This is a genomic window from Streptomyces sp. NPDC005648 (assembly GCF_040605395.1).
Lineage (GTDB): Bacteria > Actinomycetota > Actinomycetes > Streptomycetales > Streptomycetaceae > Streptomyces.
The window spans coordinates 19,266-42,960 of the sequence record NZ_JBEXCS010000085.1 but is presented as its reverse complement, the minus strand read 5'-3'; the positions used below and the strand labels follow the sequence as shown (position 1 = coordinate 42,960).

Below are 23,695 nucleotides of genomic sequence, written 5' to 3'. Positions count from 1 at the left end.
GCCGCGTCAGTCCGCGGCGCCGGGGCCGTCGTGCTCCAGGCACAGCACCGGCACCCGCTGGACGAGGTTGTTGGCGAAGCCGCCGCGGTTCCAGGGCTGGCGCAGCGGCTGGGTGTGGCCCTGCTCGTCGGTGGCCCGCGCCATGAGCTCGTGCTCGCCCGGGGCCGCCGTCCACGGGTAGTGCCACCGGCGCCACGCCCATCGCCGCCCGTCGTCCGGCTCGAGAGCCGCCTCGTGCCAGCCGCGCCCGGCGTCCGTGCTGACCTCGACCCGGGTCACCGGCGCCCGCCCCGACCAGGCACGCCCCTCCAACGCGACCGTACCCGGCCGCACCACCCTGGCCCGGGACATGAAGTCCGGGAAGCCGGGCGGGACGAGCAGGGCGCGGGGCACGATCCGGGTGAGCGGCTCACCCTCCTCGCCGGACTCCTGCCGCAGCCGGTAGGCCACGGTCTGCTGGAATCCGGTGAACGGGGCGTCGACGACGGTGACTTCACGCAGCCACTTCACATGGGCCATGCCGTACCAGCCCGGCACGACCAGCCGCAGCGGCCACCCGTGCTGCGGCGGCAGCGGCGCGCCGTTCATCGCGTAGGCGACGAGCACCTCCGGCTCGGTGCCGGTGGCCACGTCGACCGGCAGGGCCCGCTGGTAGTCCTGCTCCACCCCGCGCTCGACCCCGTGGTCGGCGCCCGTGAAGACCACGTCCACGGCGTCGGCCTCCACGCCCGCCTCGGCGAGCAGCAGCCGCAGCGGAACGCCCGTCCACTCGGCGGTGCCGACCGCCTCGACGAGCCAGGGCTGGCTGACCGGGCGGGGGGTGAGCAGCGCCCGTCCGTTGCCCGCGCACTCCAGCGTCACGCGCGTGGTGACCGCGGGGAAAGCGCGCAGTCCGGCCGGGTCCAGCCGCAGCGGACGGCGCACCCGGCCCGCGACCGTCAACGGCCAGGGTGTGTCCTCGGGGACGTACGGGATGTCGTAGTGGGTGAGTACGTAGTGCAGGCCCGGTGGGGTCACGTCGTAGCGCAGGGCCTCCAGGGGGAGGCCGTGGTTGCGGGTGGCCAGCGCCAGTTCGTCGTGGCCGATGCCCTCGTCGGGGGCGGCCAGCCGGGCGGGTGTGCTCGTGTCGGCGAGTCGATGGCCCATGGCGGCATTATCGCCCTTTGTGACGGAATGCGGCCGGGTCCGTGCAAAACGGGGCGCGTTCCGGTCCGACGGGACCCGAACGGGAGTCAACCAGCGCATGATCACGGGGAGTTCGAGCCGGTCGTTGCCCGTTCACCCTTTCGAAGAGGGGCTTCGGGCTGACAGACTCCGGAGGGTGCCCGACTTCGACATGCTTGTCATCGGATCCGGCCCGGGCGGCCAGAAGGCCGCCATCGCCGCGGCCAAGCTCGGCCGCCGGGTCGCCGTCGTCGACCGCCCCGACATGGTCGGCGGGGTCTCCATCCACACCGGGACCATCCCGTCCAAGACACTGCGCGAGGCGGTGCTGTACCTGACCGGTCTCACCCAGCGCGATCTGTACGGGCAGAGCTACCGGCTCAAGGAGGACATCACCGTCGCCGACCTGACCGCGCGCACCCAGCACGTGGTCAGCCGTGAGGTCGACGTCATCCGCAGCCAGCTCTCCCGCAACCACGTCTCCCTCTTCGCCGGCACCGGCCGGTTCGTCGACCCGCACACCGTCGCCCTGCGCGAGGTGACCGGCCATGAACGCCTGATCAGCGCGGAGAACATCATCATCGCGACCGGCACCCGGCCCGCCCGGCCGGACAGCGTCGAGTTCGACGACCGTACGATCATGGACTCCGACAACGTCCTCGACCTCGAACGCGTCCCGCGCTCCATGGTCATCGTCGGCGCCGGGGTGATCGGCATGGAGTACGCCTCCATGTTCGCCGCGCTCGGCAGCAAGGTGACCGTCGTCGAGAAGCGCGCGGGGATGCTCGACATGTGCGACGTCGAGGTCATCGAGTCGCTCAAGTACCACCTGCGGGACCTCGCCGTGACCTTCCGGTTCGGGGAGACCGTCGCCGCGGTCGAGCGGCATCCGCGGGGCACGCTCACCATCCTGGAGAGCGGGAAGAAGATCCCCGCCGACGCGGTGATGTACTCGGCGGGCCGACAGGGCCTGACCGACGAACTCGACCTGGACAAGGCCGGGTTGACCGCGGACCGGCGCGGCCGGATCACGGTCGACGAGCACTACCGCACCGAGGTCGGGCACATCTACGCGGTCGGTGACGTCATCGGCTTCCCCGCGCTCGCGGCCACCTCGATGGAGCAGGGTCGGGCCGCGGCCTACCACGCCTGCGGGGAGCCGGTCGGCCACATGGACGACCTCCAGCCCATCGGCATCTACACCATCCCGGAGATCAGCTTCGTCGGCCGGACCGAGGACCAGCTCACCGAGGAACGCGTGCCGTTCGAGGTCGGCATCTCCCGCTACCGCGAACTGGCCCGCGGCCAGATCATCGGCGACTCGCACGGCATGCTCAAGCTGCTGGTCTCCCCCGAGGACCGCAAGCTGCTCGGCGTGCACTGCTTCGGCACCGGTGCCACCGAGCTGATCCACATCGGCCAGTCCGTGATGGGCTGCGGCGGCACCGTCGACTATCTGGTCGACGCGGTGTTCAACTATCCGACCCTCGCGGAGTCGTACAAGGTCGCCGCGCTCGACGCCACCAACAAGCTCCGGCAGATCGACCACATCGGCGACTGACACCGGCCGGCCCCGCGCCCGTTCACAGGTCGGGCAGTTCCCTGTCCTCGACGACGTGGACGGCGGCCTCCTCGGCGCCGGCCGCCCCGCCGTCGATGCCCACGTCCGAGGCGATCTCCTCCTTGTTGGTGTCGACGTGGGCGCCCTCGTCCGGGGCGACCAGGCGTCCGGCGCGCTCCTTGCCGGCCTCGGGGTCGACGGGTTCGCCCTCGGCCCCGGGCAGGTCGCCGACCTCGTCCCCCAGGGGCACGCTCACGTCGGGGACCTCCTCGGCGAGGCGTTCGTCGAGGCTCTCGCCGTCGTGCTGTTCCGCGGCGGTGACGCCGTGCTTCGTCACGCCGAGCGGCTTCTCGGGCGGCGAGTAGCCCTCGTCCAGGGTGTCGTCGTAGTCGCGCTCGTCGACGGCGTCCTGCAGATCCAGCGGCGCCGCGTCCTCCTGTTCCTCGTTGCTCCCGGTGGGCTGGTAGACGTCGTCGGCCATCGGGTCGGTGCCCATGGATTCCTCCTGGCGCCCTGCGGCGGGTTCGTTCTCCCTACGGTGTCCCGATCCGCGTTTCCCGCCTCGCGCGGTCCAACCCCGGGTGTCACGGGCGGCTCAGGAGGTTACCCCCTGGTCAATCTTGAAAGGTCAAGGAGTGGGGCTATCATCACTCGCACACACGCTGTGACCGCCCGGCGACGCACCGGCCGAGCGCGATCCTCCACGCCTTCCCCCATCCCTGCCGCGAGGTGAACCCCCGCCGGTCCGGGGCGGGTTCACCACCCCCCACTCCCCCAACGCCGTCGGAGCCGGGCCGGACTGACGTCGTGCACCAAAGGAAAGCAGCGCAACCATGAGCATCAACAGGGGAAGAGGGCTACAGGCCAACGCCCTCGGTACGTTCGACACGGTGGTGATGGCCGTCGCGGGCAGCGCCCCCGCCTACTCCATCGGCGTCACCACGGCGGTCCTCCTCGGCGCGGTCGGGCTCGCCAGCCCGGCCGCTCTTCTGTACTGCGCGATACCCATGCTGGGCATCGCCCTCGCCTTCAGCTACCTCAGCCGTATCGACGTGAACGCGGGCGCCAGCTACTCCTGGGTGGGCCGTACGCTCCATCCGTTCCTCGGCTTCATCAGCGGCTGGGCGCTGGTGATCTCGGCGACCATCTTCATGGTCGCGGGCTCCCTGCCGGCCGGCTCGATGACACTCGCCCTGTTCGACAAGCACCTCGCCGACAACACGGCGCTGTCGACGGTGGTCGGCGCGGCCTGGTTCGTGGTCATGCTGCTCGTGGTGCTGGGGGGCGCCCGGCTGACCGTCCGCGCCCAGCTCGTCATGTCCGGAATCGAACTCGCCGTCCTCGCCCTGTTCGCGGTGCTCGCCTTCTTCCACACCGGCAACGCCCGGACCTTCGAATGGTCCTGGCTCGGCTTCTCGCACTTCGACGGGATGGGCGGCTTCGCCTCGGGCGCGCTGATCGCCGCCTTCTACTACTGGGGCTGGGACGTCACCAGCAACCTGAGCGAGGAGACCCGCAACAGCCGTCGTACGACCGGACTCGCCGGCCTGATCGGGGTGGGCATCGTCTTCCTGCTCTTCGAGGTCTTCACCATCGCCGTGAACGTCGTCCTGACCTCGAAGCAGGTCGACGACAACGCGGCCAACGTGCTGGGCGTGCTGGGCGACGAGATCTGGCCGGGCCTGGGCGGCAAACTGCTGATCGTGGCGGTGATGCTGTCGACCGTCGCCACGCTGGAGACCACCCTCATCCAGGTCACGCGCTCCCTGTTCGCGATGGGCCGCGACCGTACGATGCCCTCCGCCCTGGGCCGGGCGCACCGCACCTGGAACACACCGTATGTGGCGATCGCCGTGGTCGGCGGAGTGGCGCTGGCGATGTTCATCGCCTCCAACGCGCTGGGTTCGGTGGGCGACATCCTCACCGACGCGATCGCGGCGATCGGGCTGCAGATCGCCGTCTACTACGGTCTCGCGGGCCTCGCGGCGGTCGTCGCGTACCGCAAGATGCTGCTGAAGTCGCCGGCCAACTTCCTCTTCGGCGGCCTGTGGCCGCTGTTCGGCGCCCTGTTCATGTTCTGGATCTTCGTGGAGTCGCTCAGCGAGCTCTCCACCGCCGCGATCTCCATCGGCATCGGCGGACTGGCCGTCGGGCTCGTGCCGATGTTCTGGTACTGGCGGCAGGGCAGTGACTACTACCGGCCGGCCAAACTGGACGCCAGCCGCACGGTGGAGGCAGAGTACGTCCCCGACGATCTGACGGCCACGAACTCCCGTGCCTACGAGGGTCTCCCCACCGACTTCTGAGGACGGCCCCGATGGCGCGAGACCGTTTCGCTCCCGACTTCGATCCCGACTGCGGGGACGCCGGCCTCACCGACGCCTCGCAGGACATCGTCATCGGCCGCTGGCAGGGCCTCAGGGACCTGCTGCGGACCACCGGTCCCGACTGGCTGGCGCGCGGTCACCGGATCCGGCTGCTCGCCCAGGCGTGTGCGGGCAGTTCCACCGCGGAGACCTGGCTGGCCGCCGAGCCCACCAGCGCCGACGCGATGGTGCTGCGGGCGGCGACCGAGACGGCCCGCGCGTTCAACGTGGCGATCGCGGCCGGCCGGGGCACGCCGATCGACCAGCACCGCGTCGACACCGCGGTGACGGCGTGTCTGCAGGCGGCGGGGGCCTACCTGGACGACCCGACGCCGTGGATCTCGCTGATCTCCGTGGCACGGCTGTATCCGCAGGGGGTGCGGCGGCAGGAACTGGCGCGCTGGTGGGACGAGCTGCACCAGCGCGACCCGTACAGCGTGGAGGGCCATCTGCAGGTCCTGCACTACTACTCGGCGCGCTGGCACGGCAGCCACGGACTGATGTACGACTTCGCCCGCGACGCCGCCGGAGTCGCGCCCCCGGGCTGCGGGCTGCCGGTGCTGGTGCAGTACGCGCGCGTGGAGGAGTACCGCCACGCCGTCGACGCCGGTCAGGGCGGGCGGACCTCCGTGGGCCTGGGGCAGCACTGGAGCAACGACGGCGCCCGCAGCGACGTACGCCGTACCTGGCAGCGCTGGATCGTGGGCCGCACCGACGGCACCGTCGCGCCGGGTGAACTGCGTGACGTGAACTATCTGACGCACGCCGCCTGTCTCTCGGGCGACAAGGAGGTCGCCGCCGCCCTGCTGCGGATGCTGGGTCCCCGGGCCACCCGGACGCCCTGGTCGTACACGGGAGATCCGGAGCAGCAGTTCACCAAGTGGCGCAGGGAGCTGAAGGTGCGCGCCTGAGCGCGTGCGGGCCTACTCGGCGGGCTGTTCGGCCGGCCGGGCCAGGCCCGCCGTCCACTTCTCCTCGATCCGGCCGAACTTCCACACCAGCAGGGCCACCACCCAGGTGGCGAAGAACAGGCCGACGATCACGAACCCGACGATGTTCAGGTCGAGTCCGGCCACCCAGTCCCAGAAGAAGCCGTGCAGGTCGAGCTTCTCGGCGAGCAGACCGAGGAGTTCGACGGTGCCGATGAGCAGGGCGACGGCGACCGAGAGGCCCGTGATGGTGAGGTTGTAGTAGACCTTGCGGACCGGCTTGGAGAAGGCCCAGCCGTAGGCGAAGTTCATGAACGAGCCGTCGATGGTGTCGAGCAGCGACATGCCGGCGGCGAACAGGACGGGCAGGCAGAGGATCGCGTACCAGGGCAGCCCGGAGGCCGCGCCCGAGCCGGCCAGCACGAGCAGCGCGATCTCGGTGGCGGTGTCGAAGCCGAGGCCGAAGAGGAGGCCGAGCGGGTACATCTGCCAGGACTTGGTGATCGACTTCATGACGCGGCCCAGGAGCCGGTTCATGAAGCCGCGGTTGTTGAGCTGCTCCTCCAGGGCCGCCTCGTCGAAGTGGCCGTGGCGCATCTGCCGGAAGACCTTCCAGATCCCGGCCAGGATGACGAGGTTGATCGCGGCGATGACGTACAGGAAGGTCCCGGAGACGGTGGTGCCGATCAGGCCGGTGACGTCGTGCAGCCGGGAGTTGTCGTCGCGGACGGGCCCGGCGACCGCCTTCACCCCGAAGGAGAGCAGCAGCGCCAGCACGAAGACGACGCTGGAGTGCCCGAGCGAGAACCAGAACCCCACCGACAGGGGCCGCTTGCCCTCGCCCATCAGCTTGCGGGTGGTGTTGTCGATGGCCGCGATGTGGTCGGCGTCGAAGGCGTGCCGCATGCCCAGCGTGTAGGCGGTCACGCCGATGCCGATGCCGAAGGACTTCTCACCGATGCTGTAGTGCTCGGGCGCGACGATCCCGACGAGCGTGAACCATCCGATGACGTGCAGGGCGATGACGAACGCGGCCATCCCGCCGACTCTGGCCCACTCCTCGCGCGTCATGGAGGTGCGGACGCGGTGCCAGGTGGAGCCGGTGGCGGGAGCGGGCGGAGCGATGTCTTCGATGGCCGTCACAGACGCCATGCTCTCGTACTTGCAAATGATGTGCAGTAAAGGCCGTGACCGCTCTCCGTCATGAAAGGGTAAAGGAGCGGTCGGCCGCTCCCCGCTCAGGGGGTCGCCCGCGGCCCGTCCGGGCGGCTGCGGCGCTGCTCCACCATCTCCCGGCTGAGCTGCTCGATCTCGTCCTCGGTCAGCCGCTCGAAGCCCCCCTCGGTGATGACCGACACCAGCGGGAAGATCCGCCGGCCGATGTCCGGCCCGCCGGTCGCGGAGTCGTCGTCGGCCGCGTCCCACAGCGCCTGGAGGGCGGCCAGAGCCGCCTCCCGCCGGTCCATGCCGGTGCGGAAGAGCTTCTTCAGGGCGCCTCGGGCATACGGCGATCCGGAGCCGTCGGCATGGAAGCCGGACTTCTCGTAGAGGCCGCCGGCGACGTCGAAACCGAAGATGCGGCCGCCCCGCCCTTCGGGGGCCGCGGGGTCGTAGCCGACGAGGAGCGGGACGACCGCGAGGCCCTGCATGGCCTGGCCGAGGTTCTGCCGGATCATGCCGGCGAGCCGATTGGCCTTCGCGCCGAGGGTCATGGGGATGCCCTCGATCTTCTCGAAGTGGGTCAGCTCCACCTGGTACAGCTTCACCATGTCCAGGGCCAGTCCGACCGAGCCGGCGAAGGCCACGGCGGTGTAGTCGTCCGCGGGGTGCACCTTCTCCAGGTCGCGCTGGGCGATGAGGTTGCCCATGGTGGCCCGGCGGTCGCCGGCGATCATCACGCCGTCGCGATAGGTGAGGGCGAGCACGGTGGTGCCGTGCGGGAAGCGGTCGGGCGCCGCCCGGACGCCGTCGGGGAACGGAGGGCGGGTGGGCAGCAGTCCGGGGCGGTGCGCGGCCAGGAACTCCGTGAAGGACGAGGTCCCGGGGGTGAAGAACTCCTCCCCCAGCTGTCCCGCCGTCTCACTCTCCGCCATGACACTCCCCCTCCTCGTCGTGCCGACAACGGACTCCTACCTGAAGCGGCGCGCCGGGAAACGCCGCGGTCGCTCACAACGCGCCCCGCCGGACGAGCACTCCCAGCACCACCAGGCCCGGCAGCAGCGGCAGCCAGACCGTCAGCAGCCGGTACCCGAGCACGACGGAGGCGGCCGCCGCCCCGGGCGCCCCCGCGGTGGTGAGCGCGAAGGCGAGGGCCGCGTCGAGGGAGCCGAGGCCACCCGGCGTGGGCAGCAGGGCCGCGGCACCACTCGCGGCGAGATAGAGAAGGGCCACCCTGGCCGGGGCGAGCGGCAGCGAGACGGCGCGGGTGACGGCGACGAGCACCAGGGCGTGGAGCGCGACGAAGGCGAAGGAGCCGCCCCACAGCGCCGCCGCCCGCGCCGGCCGGCCGTGCAGAACCCTGATGTCGGCCGCCACGACGGCCAGAGCCGGGCGGCACCGGCGCCACACCGGGACGCCCGCCAGGACCAGGGCGACGGCGACCACGCCGGCCACACCTCCCACGGACACCCGCGGCACCCTCAGCACACCGGGACAGAGCGAGGCGAGTACGGCGATCAGCGCGCCGCGCACCACGACCCCGGCCGCGGCCTTCACCGCGAGGGCGGCGACGGCGCGGCCGGCGGGCAGCCCGCAGCGCGTCAGGAAGCGCAGGTTGACCGCGCCCGCGCCGACACCCGCGGGCAGCAGGTGCCCCGCGGCGGTGGCGGCGAACTGGGCGGCCAGCAGCCGCCCCCGGGGCAGCCGTCGCAGCACGGCACCCTGCTGGGAGAGCGCCGCACCCACCCAGGTCGCCGCGGCGGACCCGGCCGCGATCAGGAGCCAGCCCTGGTCGGCGACGGCGAGCCGCAGAACACCGGTGTGCAGCACGGCCCAGTGCCGCCGGGCCAGATACCCGGCCCCGAGCAGGACGGCGAACGACAGGGCGCCCTGCAGCCAGGCCCGGCGGCGGCTCGGCGCGAGGGCGACCGGCTCGGACGTCATACGGGCCGCCCTTCGACGCCGTGGCGAAACCGTCGTGAACAGGCTCAAATTAACCCGGGACGGGCGGCGGTGCCCTGCGCGGTACCTCCAGGAGTCTGACGCCCCGCGTGCTCAGCGGGTGGTGGGCCTGCGGTGCGGCGGCTGTTCCGGAGCGGGGGGCGCCGGCGACTGCGGCACGGGACGCACGACGGGAGCGTCCGCGTTCACCGCCAGCGGCGTCCCGTGGTGGCGGATGGTCAGGGGCGGCCCGGACAGCAGGGTGTACGAGGCCTTGTCCGGGCCGATCTCCACCCGCAGGCGGCGGCCGAGGAGCTGGACGTTGAAGGCCAGTCGGCTGAGCCGCTCCGGAAGCCGCGGTGCGAAGCGCAGGGAGTCGCCGTCCCGGCGCAGTCCGCCGAACCCGGCGACCAGGGCGGTCCAGGTGCCGGCCAGGGACGCGATGTGCAGTCCGTCGCGGGTGTTGTGCTCCAGGTCCGCCAGGTCCATGAGGGCGGCCTCGGCCGTGTAGTCGTAGGCGAGCCGCAGATGGCCCGCCTGCGCGGCGATGACGGCCTGGACACACGCCGACAGCGAGGAGTCCCGGACCGTCAGGGGTTCGTAGTAGGCGAAGTTGCGCGCGATGTGCTCCTCGTCGAACCAGCTGCCGCACGTGTACATGGCGAGCACCAGGTCGGCCTGTTTGACGACCTGCTTGCGGTAGAGGTCGAAGTACGGGTAGTGCAGCATCAGCGGGTACCGGTCCGGCCCGGTCGCGGCGAAGTCCCAGCGCTGGTAGCGGGTGAACCCGGCGTGCTGCTCGTGCACGCGCAGTTCGGGGTTGTACGGGATGTGCATCGCCTCGGCCGCGTCCCGCCAGGCCGCGCTCTCCTCGTCGTCGACCCCGAGGTGCTCCGCGCGGTCCGGATGGCGTTCGCAGGCGTCGGCGGCGGCCAGCAGGTTCCCGCGGGCCATGAGGTTGGTGTACGTGTTGTCGTCGGCGATGGCGCTGTACTCGTCCGGGCCGGTGACGCCGTCGATGTGGAAGACGCCCCGGTGGTCGTGGTGGCCGAGCGAGCGCCACAGCCGGGCCGTCTCCACCAGCAGTTCGACACCGGACTCACGCTCGAAGCGTTCGTCCCCGGTCGCCGCCGTGTACCGCACCACGGCGTCGGCGACGGCCGCGTTCACATGGAAGGCCGCGGTGCCGGCCGGCCAGTACGCCGACCCCTCCGAGCCCTCGATGGTGCGCCAGGGGAACGCGGCGCCCCTCAGGCCGAGCTGGGCCGCGCGCTCCCGGGCCGCGTCCAGGGTGCTGTGCCGCCAGCGCAGCGCCTCGGCGACCGAGTCGGGCGCGGTGTAGGTGAGCAGGGGCAGCACGAAGGTCTCGGTGTCCCAGAAGGCGTGACCGTCGTAGCCGGAGCCGGTCAGCCCCTTGGCGGGGATGGCGCGCTGTTCGGCGCGCGCCCCGGCCTGCAGCACATGGAAGAGGGCGAAGCGGACCGCTTGCTGGATCTCCTCGTCGCCCTCGACCTCGACGTCCGCGCGCGCCCAGAAGTCGTCGAGGTAGGTCCGCTGGTCCTCCAGCAGGCCCTCCCAGCCGCTGTGTCCGGCCGCCGCCAGGGCCGCCTCGACCTGGTCGCTCATCGCGGGCCGGGAGCGGACGGCGGACCAGCCGTGGGCGACGAGCTTCTCCACGCGCAGGCGTTCGCCGGGCTCCAGCACCGAGGTGACCGTCAGCCGGGCCACGTCCACATTGCTCTCGCTGGCCGTCGTGGTCCGTTCCGGGCCGCTGACCTGGTGGTCGGCGGCCACCGCCACCCGCAGCCCGCTGCGCTTGGTGCGGTGCACCAGACGCAGCCGGTGGCCGGTGGCGACGTCCTCCTCGGCCTCCAGCGGCGATTTGAGGACCTGGGAGGCGCGCGGGTCGCCGTTCGGGCCGGGCAGGCTCTCGTTGGCGACCAGCTCCGACTGGATCACCACCCGGGAACGGCTGCCGACGGCCTCCACCTCGTAGGCGACCGCGGCCACGGCCCGCTGGGTGAGCGAGACCATGCGGGTGGAGCGGACCCGGACGGTGGTGCCGGCGGGCGAGGTCCATTCGCAGGTGCGTTCCAGTACGCCCCGCCGCAGGTCGAGGACCCTCTCGTGGGAGACCAGACGGCCGTAGCGCAGATCGAAGGGCTCGTCGTCGACGAGGAGCCTGAGGACCTTGCCGTTGGTGACGTTGATGACGGTCCGGCCGGACTCCGGATAGCCGTACCCGGCCTCCGCGTACGGCAGCGGGTGTGTCTCGTACACACCGCCGAGGTAGGAGCCGGGCAGCCCGTGCGGCTCGCCCTCGTCGAGGTTGCCGCGCCCCCTTCCGGTTCACCGGACCGGTGGAACGATTCCGAAAAGCCTTTCAGGCTGTTTCGGCGTCCAGTTCGAACCACACCGCCTTCCCCACCCCGTGGGCCCGTACGCCCCACGCGTCCGCGAGGGACTGCACCAGGACGAGGCCTCTGCCGTGCGTACCGTCGTCGGCGATCGGTACCCGCAGTCTCGGCCTTCGGGCCACGAAGTCCCTTACCTCCACACGGAGTCCATGTGGTCCCACGGTGGCGGTGAGCACCGCGTCGTGGTCGGTGTGGATGAGTGCGTTGGTGACGAGTTCACTGGTCAGCAGCTCCGCTATCTCGGAGCCCCCGGGCCTCCCCCAGTGCCGTAACAACTCGCGCAGCGCCCTGCGCGCCTCCGGAACCGCTTTCAGGTCCGCCCGTCCGAGTCTCTGCCGGAGCTGGGACGGCTGCCTCTCGGTGCCGCCGTCGGCCTTGTCCTCCACTGTCCTCGCCGTCTGAGCCGAGGAGGCCCCGATCGCCATGGGACCGCCCCCTCGTGCCTGCCTCTTCATGACCCCCGCCCGCGTGCCGATGTCGGTTCCCCTCCTTGTCGAACACGTTCACGGGATCCATGCCCCATGGCACACGCGCCAGTCATGTCGAATCGTCAACGACCAGGTGTTCGGCCACGGACGCCGTCGTTCCGGCCGGAGAGCGGCACCCCGGGCACGGCCGTACGCGCGGCGGTCGGCCGCCGCGCACGACGACCGACCGCTGGTGGAAACGCGCTGGGAACGGGCCATGAACCAGTTTCTACGGCCCGCGCGGTACGCGGTGTGCGTGCCGCTGGTCCGGTCCGATGGCCTGAGCCGGGCGAGCCGGTTCCCCCGGACCGGACGCCACGGACCGCCCTTGCCCCCTCCCCCACCGGCGAAGCACGGAAAACGCCCTGGTCGACGAGTCGGTTCCGGCGGCAGGGACGCGTCCTCACGGGTCCTGGAGGAGTGGGCGGGGCCACCACCCGGAGGCCGCCGCCCACGCCGGGATACGGTCGCGACGGGCCCGGTCCCCGGACCGAACGGCTGCTCCACGACGCCTCGGGCGTCCCCTTCGGGGGCGGTCGGCGACCCGGTCGTGCCGCACGGTGTCACGCCTACGCGCCCGTTGACGTTCCGACCACCGGGGATCCCCCCGTCCACCGATCCCGCCCTGCCGACCCGGCCGTACCCGTCGAACCCGTGTGGCAGTTGGTCCTGGACGTCGAGGTGCTGTCTCGGCGGATGAACGAACCGCCCCTGGACCGCCCGTGAAACTGGCCGGAATACGCCGCTGCTCGCAGACGCGGAGACCGCCGGGTCCCGCTCGCCCGAACGGCCGCAGCTCGAAAGCGACTTGGCTTTCGAGCTGCGGCCGTCGAAGGTCCTCACGCTGTCGCCGAGGCCTGCGGAGCGCGGGTCACTTCTTCGCGGCGGGCTTCTCCGCGATGCGGTAGATCTTGTGGCTGTCGCGGGTCACGTCGACGACGAGCCGGGTGCTGGTGCTGCTGCTCCAGGTGAGGGTGACGACGAACTCGGTGTGGTGCGCGGTGCCGTTGTCGGTGACCTTCCAGGCGAGCGGGACGTTCTGGGCGCGCAGGACGCCGTCGGCGTGCTCCCGCTCCTCCCAGGACTTCAGCTCCTTCTGGAAGGCGTCCGTCAGGTAGTGGGCGCGCAGCGCGGTCCCGAGGTTGCCGCTGTCCTCGTCGGTCACCGCGTCGATGTAGGCGCCGTAGAAGTCGGCGACACGGGTGATGTTGTCCGACGACCTGCCGCCGACGCTCTTCGGCGCGCCGGCGGAGGCGGCCTGGGCGGTGGCGCCGAGGCCGAGGGCGACGGCGAGGACACCGGCGGTGAGGGCGGTGCGGGTCTTGCTGTTCATGAGTGTTTCCCCGTTTCTGGAACGTTTTCCGGTCGGTCGTGGGGCCGCCCGCCCGACCCCCGTGCGGGAGGGCGGCCCCGGTGCTGCTCGGGTGGTGCGGTCAGTGGAGCTTGGTGACGGCCTTGGTGGTGGTCTTCTTGAAGGCCTTCACCGGGGCGTCCTTGAAGTCGCCCAGCTGCCCCCAGTCGACGACGGTCACGGTCCTGCCGTCCCGGCCGACGGACAGCAGGCGGATGTCGGAGGCGCCCCAGGAGGTGGCGGTGTGCAGCCCGTAGACATGGGCGCCCTCCTCGACGCGCAGAGTGCCGTAGTCCCGGAGCGTGGCCAGGATCTCGGGGTCGGCCTCCTCGATCCGGTCCGCGCATGACGCGATGTCCTGCGCGATCCGCCCGAAACGCCCCTTCGCCGCGGTGATGCTCGACGACTCGACGCTGACCTGACGGGCTCGGGTGTCCAGGTCGGTGTGGAAGTCGCGGTACCAGGTGTTCTGGCCGCCGCCGAGCGCCATCCCGAGGCAGGTGTCCTGCTCCACTTCCTCCGGTACGCCGTCGGTGACCTTGCCGGCGGTCCAGGTGGAGGTCGGGTGCGGCGGCAGGTCGCCGGCCGCGAGGAAGCCGGGTGCCCTGGCGGTGGCACCGGCCGGTGCGGCGAGCGCCGTGCCGAGGGCCAGGGCCGTGACGGCGAGTGCGGTGAGCGCGCCTGCTCGGGTGCGCTTGGGCATGGGTGTCCCCCGTGAGTGAGTGCATGGGTGTGGGCTGTCGCCGCGACGCCGGTTGGTCGGTCCGGCCCTGGTCGGTGCGACACCAAGAGCATCGGCGCTCACGCCCGCCCGCCGCAACGCCGGACGCCCCTTCGGCGACGGTGGAACCATCCCAGCCCGTCTGACGTGCAGGTACATGGAGTGCCTGGGATACGGAAATCGACAGAGCGACGGGGGAACTGTGTCGGGCGGGGACGAGGTCGAGGAGTTCGCGGCGTTACTGCGCCGTCTGAAGGACCGTACGGACCGGAGCTATGGCTCACTGGCCCGGCGCCTCACCATGAACACCTCCACGCTCCACCGGTACTGCGCGGGGGAAGCGGTTCCACAGGAGTACGCGCCGGTGGAGCGGTTGGCGGCGTTCTGCGGGGCGACGGCGCCGGAGCGACTGGAACTGCACCGGCTGTGGCTGCTGGCGGTGGCGGCCCGGCAGCAGGTACGGGCGGGGGCGAACGCGGAGGCGGGGACGGGGGGTTCATCGGAGGAAGCGGTTCCGGAAACGGACTCATCGGCGGAAACGCCAGCGGGGCCGACCCAGGAAACAGCGCAGGAAACAGCGCGGGGGCGGGCGCAGGAGACGGAGGCGGCACAGCGGCCGGCACGGGAAACGGAACAGAAAACGGAGCTGGAACAGGAACCGGCGGACGATCCTCGGCCGGGCGCGCCCTTCCCCTCCCCGGCTCCCCGGCCCTGGTACCGCCGCCGACGGGTCCTGGTGTCGACTGCCGTGGCGTGCGCTTTGCTCGCCACGCTGGGCAGTCTGTCCGCGCTGTCGAACGACCGCTCCTCGGCGGCGGACGCCGGCCGCCCCGACGTCCGGCGGGCAACCGCCTCCGGTTCGCCCCGTCCGTCGGCCAAACCGTCGGGGAGCGCTTCCCCCACGGCCCCTCGGGGCTCCTCGTCACCCGACGCCGGGAGAAAATCCGTGGCGTCGCCGCCCCCGAGCAGCGGTTTCACCGGAGGCGGGAAGCAGTCCACCGGCACCGGCACCCCCCTCGCCTGGAGCGCGAACTCCCAGATCTGGCAGGGCGGCTGCGGCCATGACTACGTCATCGACAAGCCACCCGCCCAGGTCCCCCCGCCTCCCGTCGTGCAGGACGCCGGGGCCTGGGCGGCGACGCAGGGCGCGGTGCACGGGCGGCAGACCATGGTCCGGATCTCCGTGCAGGGCCGGTCGTCCACGGCCGTCGTCCTGGAGGCGCTCCGCGTCAGGATCACCGGCCGCACCTCCCCGGCCCCCGGGACCGCGTATGCGATGGACCAGGGCTGCGGCGGCGGACTCACCCCCCGTGGCTTCGACGTGAACCTCGACATCGACCGCCCCATCGCCCACCCGGTCGCCGGCAACGACACCGGCCAGACCATTCCGGCGGTGCAGTTCCCCTACCGCGTCTCCGCCACCGACCCCGAGGTGCTGCTGGTCACCGCGACCACGGAGACCTACGACTGCAGCTGGTACCTCGAACTCGACTGGTCCTCCCAGGGCCGCACCGGCACGGTCCGCATCGACGACCACGGCCGCCCCTTCCGGACGACCGGCATCAAGGGCCTGCCCCGCCTCTGGTACGGCACCGACAGCTCGGGCGAGCGCGCGTGGGTGCCGTACGACAGCTAGGGCCGCGGCACGTTCCGCAGGTTCGAGCGGGCCATCTGGAGCATCCGGCCGACGCCCCCGTCCAGCACGATCTTCGAGGCCGACAGGGCGAACCCGGTGACCATCTCGGCGCTGATCTTCGGCGGGATGGACAGGGCGTTGGGGTCGGTGACCACGTCGACGAGGGCCGGGCCCTTGTGCCGGAAGGCGTCCTTCAACGCGCCGGGGAGGTCCTTGGGCTTCTCGACGCGCACACCGTGCGCACCGCAGGCGCGGGCCACGGCGGCGAAGTCGGGGTTCTTGTTCGTGGTGCCGTACGAGGGCAGTCCGGCGACCAGCATCTCCAACTCGACCATCCCCAGCGAGGAGTTGTTGAAGAGGACGACCTTGACGGGGAGGTCGTACTGCACGAGCGTCAGGAAGTCGCCCATCAGCATGGAGAATCCGCCGTCGCCCGACATCGAGACGACCTGGCGCCCGCGGTCGGTGAACTGGGCGCCGATCGCCATGGGCAGCGCGTTCGCCATCGAGCCGTGCGAGAAGGAGCCGATGACCCGGCGGCGGCCGTTGGGCGTGAGGTAACGGGCGGCCCAGACGTTGCACATTCCGGTGTCGACGGTGAACACCGCGTCGTCGTCGGCGAGTTCGTCGAGGACGGAGGCCACGTACTCGGGATGGATGGGAACGTGTTTCTCCACCTTCCGCGTGTACGCCTTCACCACCCCTTCCAGCGCGTCCGCGTGTTTCTTCAGCATCCGGTCGAGGAAACGGCGGTTGGTCTTCTCCCGCACCCGCGGGATCAGACAGCGCAGGGTCTCCCGTACGTCGCCCCAGACCGCCAGGTCCAGCTTGGAGCGCCGTCCCAGGTGCTCGGGCCTGACGTCGACCTGAGCGATCGTCACGTCGTCGGGCAGGAACGCGTTGTAGGGGAAGTCGGTGCCCAGCAGGATCAGCAGGTCGCACTCGTGGGTGGCCTCGTAGGCGGCGCCGTAGCCGAGGAGACCGCTCATCCCGACGTCGTACGGGTTGTCGTACTGGATGAACTCCTTCCCGCGCAGGGCGTGACCCACCGGGGACTTGATCTTCTCCGCGAACTTCATGACCTCCGCGTGTGCCCCGGCGGTGCCGCTGCCGCAGAAAAGGGTTACCCGCTCGGCGCTGTCGATCAGTTCGACCAGTTTGTCGATCTCCGCGTCGCCCGGACGGACCGTGGGCCGGGAGGTGACGAGGGCGGTCTCGGCGGCCTTCTCTGGGGCGGGCTGGTCGGCGATGTCGCCGGGCAGGGAGACGACGGCGACGCCCGAGCGCCCCACCGCGTGCTGGATGGCGGTCTGCAGGAGGCGGGGCATCTGCTTCGGGCTGGAGATCAGCTCGCTGTAGTGGCTGCACTCGCGGAACAGCTGGTCGGGGTGGGTCTCCTGGAAGTAGCCCAGGCCGATCTCGCTGGACGGGATGTGCGAGGCCAGCGCGAGGACGGGAGCCATCGAGCGGTGGGCGTCGTAGAGGCCGTTGATGAGGTGGAGGTTGCCGGGGCCGCAGGAACCGGCGCAGGCCGTCAGCCTGCCGGTGATCTGGGCCTCCGCGCCGGCGGCGAAGGCGGCGGTCTCCTCGTGGCGGACATGGACCCAGTCGATGCCGGGGTTGCGGCGGACGGCGTCCACCACGGGGTTGAGACTGTCGCCGACGACGCCGTAGAGGCGTTTCACTCCGGCGCGGACGACGATGTCTGTGAACTGTTCGGCGACATTCTGCTTGGCCATGGTGCTCTCATGCCCCTTCGGTCTCCAAGGATCCCTCGGGGTCCATCCATGCACGGCCCGCGCTCTCACGCCTCCCAAACGGCCGCAGCCGTACGGTCGTCGGCATATCCCTTGACCCTGACCTGGGTGTCGGCGAGGAAGGCCGCCAGGCCCGGCGGGACGGGACTCGACCACCGGCCGGTGAGATAGCGGCAGAGGTCGGGTTCCCCGCGCAGCGGTTCCGCGAGACCGCCGGTGCACATCAGGAGCGTGTCACCCGGGCGGGCTACGGAGGCACGGAAGCGGAAGGGTTCGCGGGGTGGTTCGGGGGCGGGCTCGTAGGGGCTCGGGGGGGTGGGGATGCCGAGGTCCATGGTGAGGCGGTCGCCCTCGGGGGTCTCGGCGGGCAGGGAGCCGAAGCCGAGGACCGGGTCGCCGGTGACGTCGGTGACGCGGGGTTCGATGTCCTGCCAGTCGCCGTCGCGGAGGCGGAACAGGCCGCCGGCGCCGACGCCGAAGAAGACACGGGTACGGCACTGCGGGTCGGCCGGCAGGAGCAGGCAGCGCAGGGTGGCCGAGTACTCCTCCGGGTCGATGCCCTGTTCGGCGGCACTGGCGCGGAGTTTGCCGAGGCTGCGGTCGGTGAGGCGGTGCAGGCCCGACTTGAGGTCACCGCGCCTGGCCGCCCTGATGTCCTCGGCGAGCCGGGCATGACTGCGGCCGACGGCCCGGCCGATCCAGTGGCACGCCTCGGCGGCGGCGCGATGGGCACCGGGGGTGGCACGGGCGCCGGTGGCCATCGCGACGAGGATCAGCGCGTTGTCGGCGGTGCCGAAGCGGGCGGTGAGGAGCGAGTCACGGCGGGGTTCGCCCCGGTAGCGCGCGGAGTCGCCCCGCACGGAGACGGCCCGCAGCGTGCAGGCGCCGTAGCGGGCACCGTCCAGCACGGTGTCGGCGACGAGGTCGTCCAGGTCGTCGGGATCGGCCGGCGGGAGGGCGGTGGGCTCGGCGGCGTAGGTGGGCGGCCCGGACCCCACGTAGTCGAGGTGGGGCGGGGGAAGCGCGGGAAGGTCCAGGTGAGTGGCTGGATGGGATGCCTGCGGGGGGCCGACGGGTGGGAGGTCGGTGGGCGGTGAGGCGGGAGGCCGGAAGTCGGCGGGCGGGAGATCGGTGGGCGGTGAGGCGGGAGGCGGGAGATCGGTGGGCGGGAGATCGGTGGGTGGAGGGGCCGTGGGGCGGAGGTCGGTGGATCGGAGGTCGGTGGGTGACGGTCCGGCTTGGGGGGCCGGTGTGGCGGGGGTGAGCGGGGCCGGCGCCGAGGGCTGGGGCCGTGGGGGTGGCTGTCCGGGGGTGTGCTCGTCGGTGGTCCGTGTCTCTGTCGTCCTGGGGCGCTGCGGCGGCACCCCCGGCCCCTCGGCCGACCCGCCGCCCTTCACCGCCCCGGCCGCCGAGGCGAAGCGGTCCTCCAGGGTGTCCGCCGCCGGAGCGGGGCCCGTGTCCTCGGCGGAGTCGCCGTACAACTGTGTCCACCAGTCGTCCTCGTGGCCGGTGGACCTTCCCCCCTGCTGGCTCATGCCCCTAATTGTCCACCGCACGGGCCGGATGAAAACGGGGCATGGGGAAAATCCGGCACGGCACGCCGTGTCGAAGGGCGTGTCGAGTGACTACTCGAACAGTGGTGCGGAAAAAGTCGCCGGACGGCCCCACCCCCCACGGGAGAGCCGCCCGGCGACGAAGGAGTGACCCGGGCCCGGTCACGTTCCGGATGGCCGGATCACGTCCTGATCCGGTCGAACCGGCTCCGAGTGTGGCCCGGTTCCCTGGAGATCAGCTGTGAGCCGCCCCCGAGTCGTCGGCGGACAGCGGTCGTACGGGCCGGAAGGGCCGGAAGGGCCGGATCAATGTCGGCCTGCCGTCGGGCGACGCTGGGCCCGGTGGTCCGGGAGTGACCGGAGCGACCTGGGTTGACCTGCGGTTTCCCGCGCACTCCGGCACCCTGGGCACATGGGAGTGTGGGAGCTCCTGCTGGTCGGCCTGGTCCTTCTGCTCGGCCTGTGCGGAGTGCTCGTGCCCGGGGTGCCGGGATCGTGGCTCGTGTGGGCCGCGGTTCTGTGGTGGGCGCTGAAGGATCCGCGGCCGGTCGCCTGGTGGGTCCTGGTGGGTGCCACGGTGGCGCTGTTCCTGTCCCAGGTGGTCCGCTGGGCGCTGCCGCCCCGCCGGCTGCGGGCGAGCGGGGCCACCCCTCGGACGGGGGTCTACGCCGGTGTCGGCGCGTTGACCGGTTTCCTGCTGCTTCCCGTGCTGGGCGCGATCCCCGGTTTCCTGGCCGGTGTCTACCTCTGCGAACGCCGTCGCGTGGGCCGGCACGCCGAGGCGGTGGCGGCCGTACGCACCGCGATGCGCTCGGGTGGCTCCAGTGTGCTGGCGGAGCTGTTCACCTGTCTGCTGATCGCGGGGGCGTGGCTGGGCGCGGTGCTCTGGGGCTGACCGCGCCCGAGGTGTAGGCCCACCGGCCTAGGCCGAGGATCCGATGTGCGCCGCGTCCGGGCGTGCTTCGCTGCTGCCATGACCGAATTCAGCGAGGCCGAACGCGCGTATCTGAAGTCGCAGCGGCTGGGGCGGTTGGCCACCGTCGACCCCCAGGGCCAGCCGCAGGCGAACCCCGTCGGGTTCTTCCCGCAGGAGGACGGCACCATCCTGATCGGCGGCCTCGCCATGGGCCGTACGAAGAAGTGGCGCAACCTGCAGAAGAACCCGAAGGTGTCCCTGGTCGTCGACGACATCGTCAGCCTGCGCCCCTGGAAGGTGCGCGGTGTCGACATCCGGGGCGAGGCAGAACTCCTCACGGGCCCGCACGAGTTGGGCCCGCACTTCAGCGAGGAGGTGATCCGGGTCCATCCGCGCCGGATCCACAGCTGGGGGCTGGAGGATTAGCTCAGGGGCTGGAGGACGCCTTCGAGGGTCAGCAGCCGCGTCTTGCGTTCCAGACCGCCCGCGTAGCCGGTGAGTGAGCCGTTCGCGCCGATGACCCGGTGGCACGGCCGCAGGATCAGCAGCGGGTTGGCGCCGATCGCGCCGCCCACGGCCCGGACCGCCGCCCGGGACACGCCGATACGCGCGGCGATCTCCCCGTACGTGGTGGTGGCGCCGTAGGGAACGGAGTCGAGCGCGGTCCACACCCGTTCCCGGAACTCACTGCCCGCGGTGCTCAACTCCAGTTGGAATTCCTTGAGTTCACCGGCGAAGTAGGCGGCCAGCTGTTCCTCGGCGGTCCGGAAGGGGCCGCGGTCGTGGCGCCAACCCGCCTCCACGTCACGGCCGTTCTTCTGGCCCGGCACGGACAGGGAGGTGAGCGCGCCGGTCGGGCCGGCGGTGAGGAGCAGCGGTCCGACGGGGCTGTCGACGCGGGTCCAGAGGGTGGTGGTCATCGCGGAGGGCATCACGGTTCAGTCCAACTCTCCTGCTGCGCGCAGGTGTTGCAGGGCGTAGGAGCGCCAGGGGCGCCATGCGTCGGGGATGTCGGGGTCGGGCGGGGCCGCGTCGGGGTCGCCGAGGGCGCGGGCGCGGATGACGGCGACCGTGGCGGCGTCGATGCCGGGCAGTGAGGCCAGCGCGGTCTGCGCCTCGTCGCGGTCGGCGCCGGGGTCGAGGCGTACGGCGCCGTCGGCGAGGGCGGCGGTGAGCGCGCCGAGGGGGCCGCCGGGTTCGGCCTCGGCGAGGACGGCGGGTTCGGGGAAGAGGTGGGTGAGGCTGCCGGAGGGCGAGTCCAGCGCCTTGCCGTACCGCCGCACCAGCCGCTCGCTCTCGTACGGTCCCACCAGCGCCCGTACGGCCGCCTCCTCCGCGTCGGCGGCGCCGGGCGACCGCAGGCCGGGCCGGGCGGCGACGAGCGGGGCGAGCCGCGGGTCGGCGCCGAGGCGCTCGTCGACGGCGTAGGGGTCGGCGTCGAGGTCGAAGAGGCGCCGCAGCCGCCCCACGGCGGTGGTCAGGTCGCGGGGGTCGGTCAGCCGCAGACGGGCGTCCAGCCAGCCGCCGGGATGCGATCCGGAGGCGGACCTGACGGCCCCCGCCCGCTCGTCGACGGCGACGATCCCGGTGCCGTGCGGGAGGCGGAGGGTCCGGCGGTACGTCCGCCGGCCGGGCTCCCCGCTCACCTCCTCCACGCCGGCCACCGCCTCGCCCGCGAGCAGGTCGAAGACGGCGGTGGACTGGTAGGAGCCCCGGAAGGCGAGCCGCAGCGGGATGCCGGTCGCCGGAGTGGCCGGCCGTCGGCCCGCCCGTCCCCCGCCCGGCGCCGCCGCGCGCAGTTCGCTCGGCGTGGAGGCGTACACCTCGCGGACGGTGTCGTTGAACTGGCGGACACTGGCGAATCCGGACGCGAACGCGATCTCGGTGATCGGCAGGTCCGTCGTCTGCACCAGCACGCGTGCGGTGTGCGCCCGCTGCGCCCTGGCCAGGGCGACGGGGCCCGCGCCGAGCTCCCCGGTCAGCTGCCGCTGCACCTGCCGGGCGCTGTATCCGAGCCGGGTCGCGAGCCCGGCCACGCCGTCCCGGTCGACGACGCCGTCCCCGATGAGGCGCATGGCCCGGCCCACGACATCGGCGCGGACGTTCCACTCGGCCGACCCCGGCACGGCGTCCGGGCGGCACCGGCGGCAGGCCCGGAAGCCCGAGCCCTGCGCCGCCGCGGCCGTGGCGAAGAAACGCACGTTACGGCGCTTCGGGGTCACGGCCGGGCAGCTGGGGCGGCAGTAGATACCGGTTGTCTCGACGGCGAAGAAGAACTCGCCGTCGAAACGGGCGTCGCGGCTGCGTACGGCTTCGTAGCGGGTGTCGTCGTCCGTCATGGGTCCCAGTCTCCGCCCTCGGCGGGAGCGCCGCTGGCGGAAAACGGACACGACAGCCGTACCGGTTACCGGTTACCGGCGCCGGTACCGGCCCCCGGACCCGGACCTGGTCCTGGACCGCTGTCAGCGCCGGCGCCCCCGCTTCGCCTCCATCGCCGCCTTGCCCTCCGCCCCCCTTCGCTTCCAGTCCTTGCGGAGCTCGGCCCTCAGGCGGGCGTCGGTCTTGGCCACGATCCGCTGGTTCTCCCGGACGAGTTTCCGGTAACTGTCCAGCCGCCGCTCGGCCAGCGCCCCGGATTCGATCGCGGCCAGCACCGCGCACCCCGGCTCGGCCTCGTGCGCGCAGTCGTGGAACCGGCACCGCCGGGCCAGCTCCTCGATCTCGGAGAAGACCTGTCCGACACCGGTTTCGGCGTCCCAGAGTCCGACCCCCCTCAGCCCGGGCGTGTCGATCAGCACACCCCCGCCCGGGAGGGCGAGCAGGTTGCGGGTGGTCGTGGTGTGCCGCCCCTTGCCGTCGGCGTCCCGTGTCGCCTGTACGTCCATCACGTCGGCGCCGACGAGCGCGTTGGCGAGGGTCGACTTGCCCGCGCCGGACTGGCCGAGCAGTACGGACGTACCGCCGGAAACGGTTGTGACGAGAAGGTCGAGCCCGTCGCCGTGCAGGGCGCTCACGGGCAGGACGGTGACCCCGGGGGCGGACAGTTCGACATCCTGGACGAGGTGTGCCCGTGTCACCGGATCGGGGACGAGGTCTGCCTTGGTCAGCACGACGAGCGGCTGGGCGCCCGACTCCCAGGCGAGAGCCAGGAACCGTTCGATCCGCCCGAGGTCGAGTTCGGCGGCGAGGGAGACGGCCACGATCGCGTGGTCGACGTTGGCGGCGAGGATCTGCCCCTCTGACCGCTTGGAGGAGGTGGAGCGGACGAAGGCGGTGCGGCGCGGCAGACACGTCCGTACATAACGGGGGGTGCCGCCGGGTTCGACGGCGACCCAGTCGCCGGTGCACACGACCCGCAGCGGGTCGTGCGGGGTGACGAACGCGGTGTCGGCCCGCAGCACACCGCCGGCGGTGACCACGTCGCACTGGCCGCGGTCGACCCGGATCACACGTCCGGGCAGCAGTCCTTCGGTGTCGTACGGGGCGAACTCGTCCGCCCATGCGTCGTCCCAGCCGTAGGGGGCGAGCGCGGAGAAGACGGAGGAAGCGTGACTGGAAGTCAAGGGTGACCCTTCACAAGGGTGGCCCCGGCGAAAGAAGGTGAGGTCGAGGTCAGCCGGAGACCACAGGGGTGGGATGGATGAGCTCCTGGATCTGGGCAGCGCCCAGCGCAACAACGGCCATCACGGTCCTCACCTCCTGTTCCTGCCACGACACACGATCGCCCAACGGCTTGCGCGGAGCCTACGGGACGGGCC

19 protein-coding genes and 1 pseudogene are annotated in these 23,695 nt (G+C 71.9%); 6 read left to right on the top strand and 14 right to left on the bottom strand.

Annotation, left to right across the window (positions count from 1 at the left end; genetic code table 11):
* Positions 1-6: 6 nt before the first annotated feature.
* A complete protein-coding gene (locus ABZT17_RS35235) occupies positions 7-1,146 on the bottom strand; it encodes a sulfite oxidase (RefSeq protein ID WP_356355147.1) in 1,140 nt (379 codons plus the stop codon).
* Between the two features lie 175 nt (positions 1,147-1,321).
* Here ABZT17_RS35235 and sthA point away from each other — a divergent pair, with 175 nt between their 5' ends.
* Complete coding sequence (sthA, locus tag ABZT17_RS35230; protein WP_356355145.1) at positions 1,322-2,725, top strand: Si-specific NAD(P)(+) transhydrogenase; 1,404 nt, start codon at positions 1,322-1,324, stop codon at positions 2,723-2,725.
* A gap of 22 nt (positions 2,726-2,747) precedes the next feature.
* On the opposite strand, the gene ABZT17_RS35225 is transcribed toward sthA, so the two are convergent.
* Complete coding sequence (locus ABZT17_RS35225; protein WP_356355143.1) at positions 2,748-3,221, bottom strand: DUF5709 domain-containing protein; 474 nt, start codon at positions 3,219-3,221, stop codon at positions 2,748-2,750.
* A 337-nt stretch (positions 3,222-3,558) separates the two neighbouring features.
* On the opposite strand from ABZT17_RS35225, the gene ABZT17_RS35220 reads away from it, so the two are divergent.
* Both ABZT17_RS35220 and ABZT17_RS35215 read left to right on the top strand, forming a co-directional pair.
* Positions 3,559-5,031, top strand: coding sequence for an APC family permease (locus ABZT17_RS35220; protein ID WP_356355141.1), 1,473 nt, complete (start codon positions 3,559-3,561; stop codon positions 5,029-5,031).
* Between the two features lie 11 nt (positions 5,032-5,042).
* Positions 5,043-6,002 (top strand): hypothetical protein, encoded by a 960-nt coding sequence (locus tag ABZT17_RS35215; protein ID WP_356355139.1) that lies wholly within the window; start codon positions 5,043-5,045, stop codon positions 6,000-6,002.
* Between the two features lie 12 nt (positions 6,003-6,014).
* On the opposite strand, the gene ABZT17_RS35210 is transcribed toward ABZT17_RS35215, so the two are convergent.
* From ABZT17_RS35210 to ABZT17_RS35180, 7 genes and pseudogenes are all read right to left on the bottom strand, one after another.
* Positions 6,015-7,091 (bottom strand): HoxN/HupN/NixA family nickel/cobalt transporter, encoded by a 1,077-nt coding sequence (locus ABZT17_RS35210; RefSeq protein WP_356355149.1) that lies wholly within the window; start codon positions 7,089-7,091, stop codon positions 6,015-6,017.
* 167 nt (positions 7,092-7,258) lie between these two features.
* On the bottom strand, positions 7,259-8,113 hold the full coding sequence (gene prcB, locus ABZT17_RS35205) for a proteasome subunit beta (protein ID WP_356355137.1): 855 nt from the start codon (positions 8,111-8,113) through the stop codon (positions 7,259-7,261).
* A 73-nt stretch (positions 8,114-8,186) separates the two neighbouring features.
* Positions 8,187-9,122 carry a lysylphosphatidylglycerol synthase domain-containing protein gene (locus ABZT17_RS35200; protein WP_356355136.1) on the bottom strand — a complete coding sequence of 312 codons (936 nt, stop codon included), beginning with the start codon at positions 9,120-9,122 and terminating at the stop codon, positions 8,187-8,189.
* 111 nt (positions 9,123-9,233) lie between these two features.
* Positions 9,234-11,456: pseudogene (locus tag ABZT17_RS35195) on the bottom strand (glycosyl hydrolase family 65 protein); the annotation flags it as partial.
* Positions 11,457-11,502: 46 nt separating this feature from the next.
* A complete protein-coding gene (locus ABZT17_RS35190; protein WP_356355134.1) occupies positions 11,503-11,961 on the bottom strand; it encodes an ATP-binding protein in 459 nt (152 codons plus the stop codon).
* Positions 11,962-12,874: 913 nt separating this feature from the next.
* On the bottom strand, positions 12,875-13,336 hold the full coding sequence (locus ABZT17_RS35185) for a hypothetical protein (RefSeq protein WP_356355132.1): 462 nt from the start codon (positions 13,334-13,336) through the stop codon (positions 12,875-12,877).
* 100 nt (positions 13,337-13,436) lie between these two features.
* Complete coding sequence (locus ABZT17_RS35180) at positions 13,437-14,057, bottom strand: hypothetical protein (protein ID WP_356355130.1); 621 nt, start codon at positions 14,055-14,057, stop codon at positions 13,437-13,439.
* Between the two features lie 175 nt (positions 14,058-14,232).
* Here ABZT17_RS35180 and ABZT17_RS35175 point away from each other — a divergent pair, with 175 nt between their 5' ends.
* Positions 14,233-15,711, top strand: coding sequence for a helix-turn-helix domain-containing protein (locus tag ABZT17_RS35175; RefSeq protein WP_356355128.1), 1,479 nt, complete (start codon positions 14,233-14,235; stop codon positions 15,709-15,711).
* Here ABZT17_RS35175 and ABZT17_RS35170 read toward each other — a convergent pair.
* Both ABZT17_RS35170 and ABZT17_RS35165 read right to left on the bottom strand, forming a co-directional pair.
* On the bottom strand, positions 15,708-17,450 hold the full coding sequence (locus ABZT17_RS35170; protein ID WP_356355126.1) for a pyruvate dehydrogenase: 1,743 nt from the start codon (positions 17,448-17,450) through the stop codon (positions 15,708-15,710). The two genes, ABZT17_RS35175 and ABZT17_RS35170, sit on opposite strands and share 4 nt — an antisense overlap.
* A gap of 65 nt (positions 17,451-17,515) precedes the next feature.
* Complete coding sequence (locus tag ABZT17_RS35165) at positions 17,516-19,003, bottom strand: protein phosphatase 2C domain-containing protein (protein WP_356355125.1); 1,488 nt, start codon at positions 19,001-19,003, stop codon at positions 17,516-17,518.
* A gap of 430 nt (positions 19,004-19,433) precedes the next feature.
* Between ABZT17_RS35165 and ABZT17_RS35160 the strand changes: the two genes are divergently transcribed.
* Positions 19,434-19,916: a DUF456 domain-containing protein gene (locus tag ABZT17_RS35160; RefSeq protein ID WP_356355123.1), complete on the top strand. Its 483-nt coding sequence runs from the start codon at positions 19,434-19,436 to the stop codon at positions 19,914-19,916.
* A 78-nt stretch (positions 19,917-19,994) separates the two neighbouring features.
* Positions 19,995-20,363, top strand: coding sequence for a PPOX class F420-dependent oxidoreductase (locus tag ABZT17_RS35155; RefSeq protein ID WP_356355121.1), 369 nt, complete (start codon positions 19,995-19,997; stop codon positions 20,361-20,363).
* Here ABZT17_RS35155 and ABZT17_RS35150 read toward each other — a convergent pair.
* From ABZT17_RS35150 to rsgA, 3 genes are all read right to left on the bottom strand, one after another.
* Positions 20,360-20,857: a methylated-DNA--[protein]-cysteine S-methyltransferase gene (locus ABZT17_RS35150; RefSeq protein WP_356355119.1), complete on the bottom strand. Its 498-nt coding sequence runs from the start codon at positions 20,855-20,857 to the stop codon at positions 20,360-20,362. The two genes, ABZT17_RS35155 and ABZT17_RS35150, sit on opposite strands and share 4 nt — an antisense overlap.
* Before the next feature lie 18 nt (positions 20,858-20,875).
* Positions 20,876-22,276 (bottom strand): AlkA N-terminal domain-containing protein, encoded by a 1,401-nt coding sequence (locus tag ABZT17_RS35145; RefSeq protein WP_356355117.1) that lies wholly within the window; start codon positions 22,274-22,276, stop codon positions 20,876-20,878.
* A gap of 123 nt (positions 22,277-22,399) precedes the next feature.
* A complete protein-coding gene (rsgA, locus tag ABZT17_RS35140; RefSeq protein ID WP_356355115.1) occupies positions 22,400-23,500 on the bottom strand; it encodes a ribosome small subunit-dependent GTPase A in 1,101 nt (366 codons plus the stop codon).
* Between the last annotated feature and the right edge of the window lie 195 nt (positions 23,501-23,695).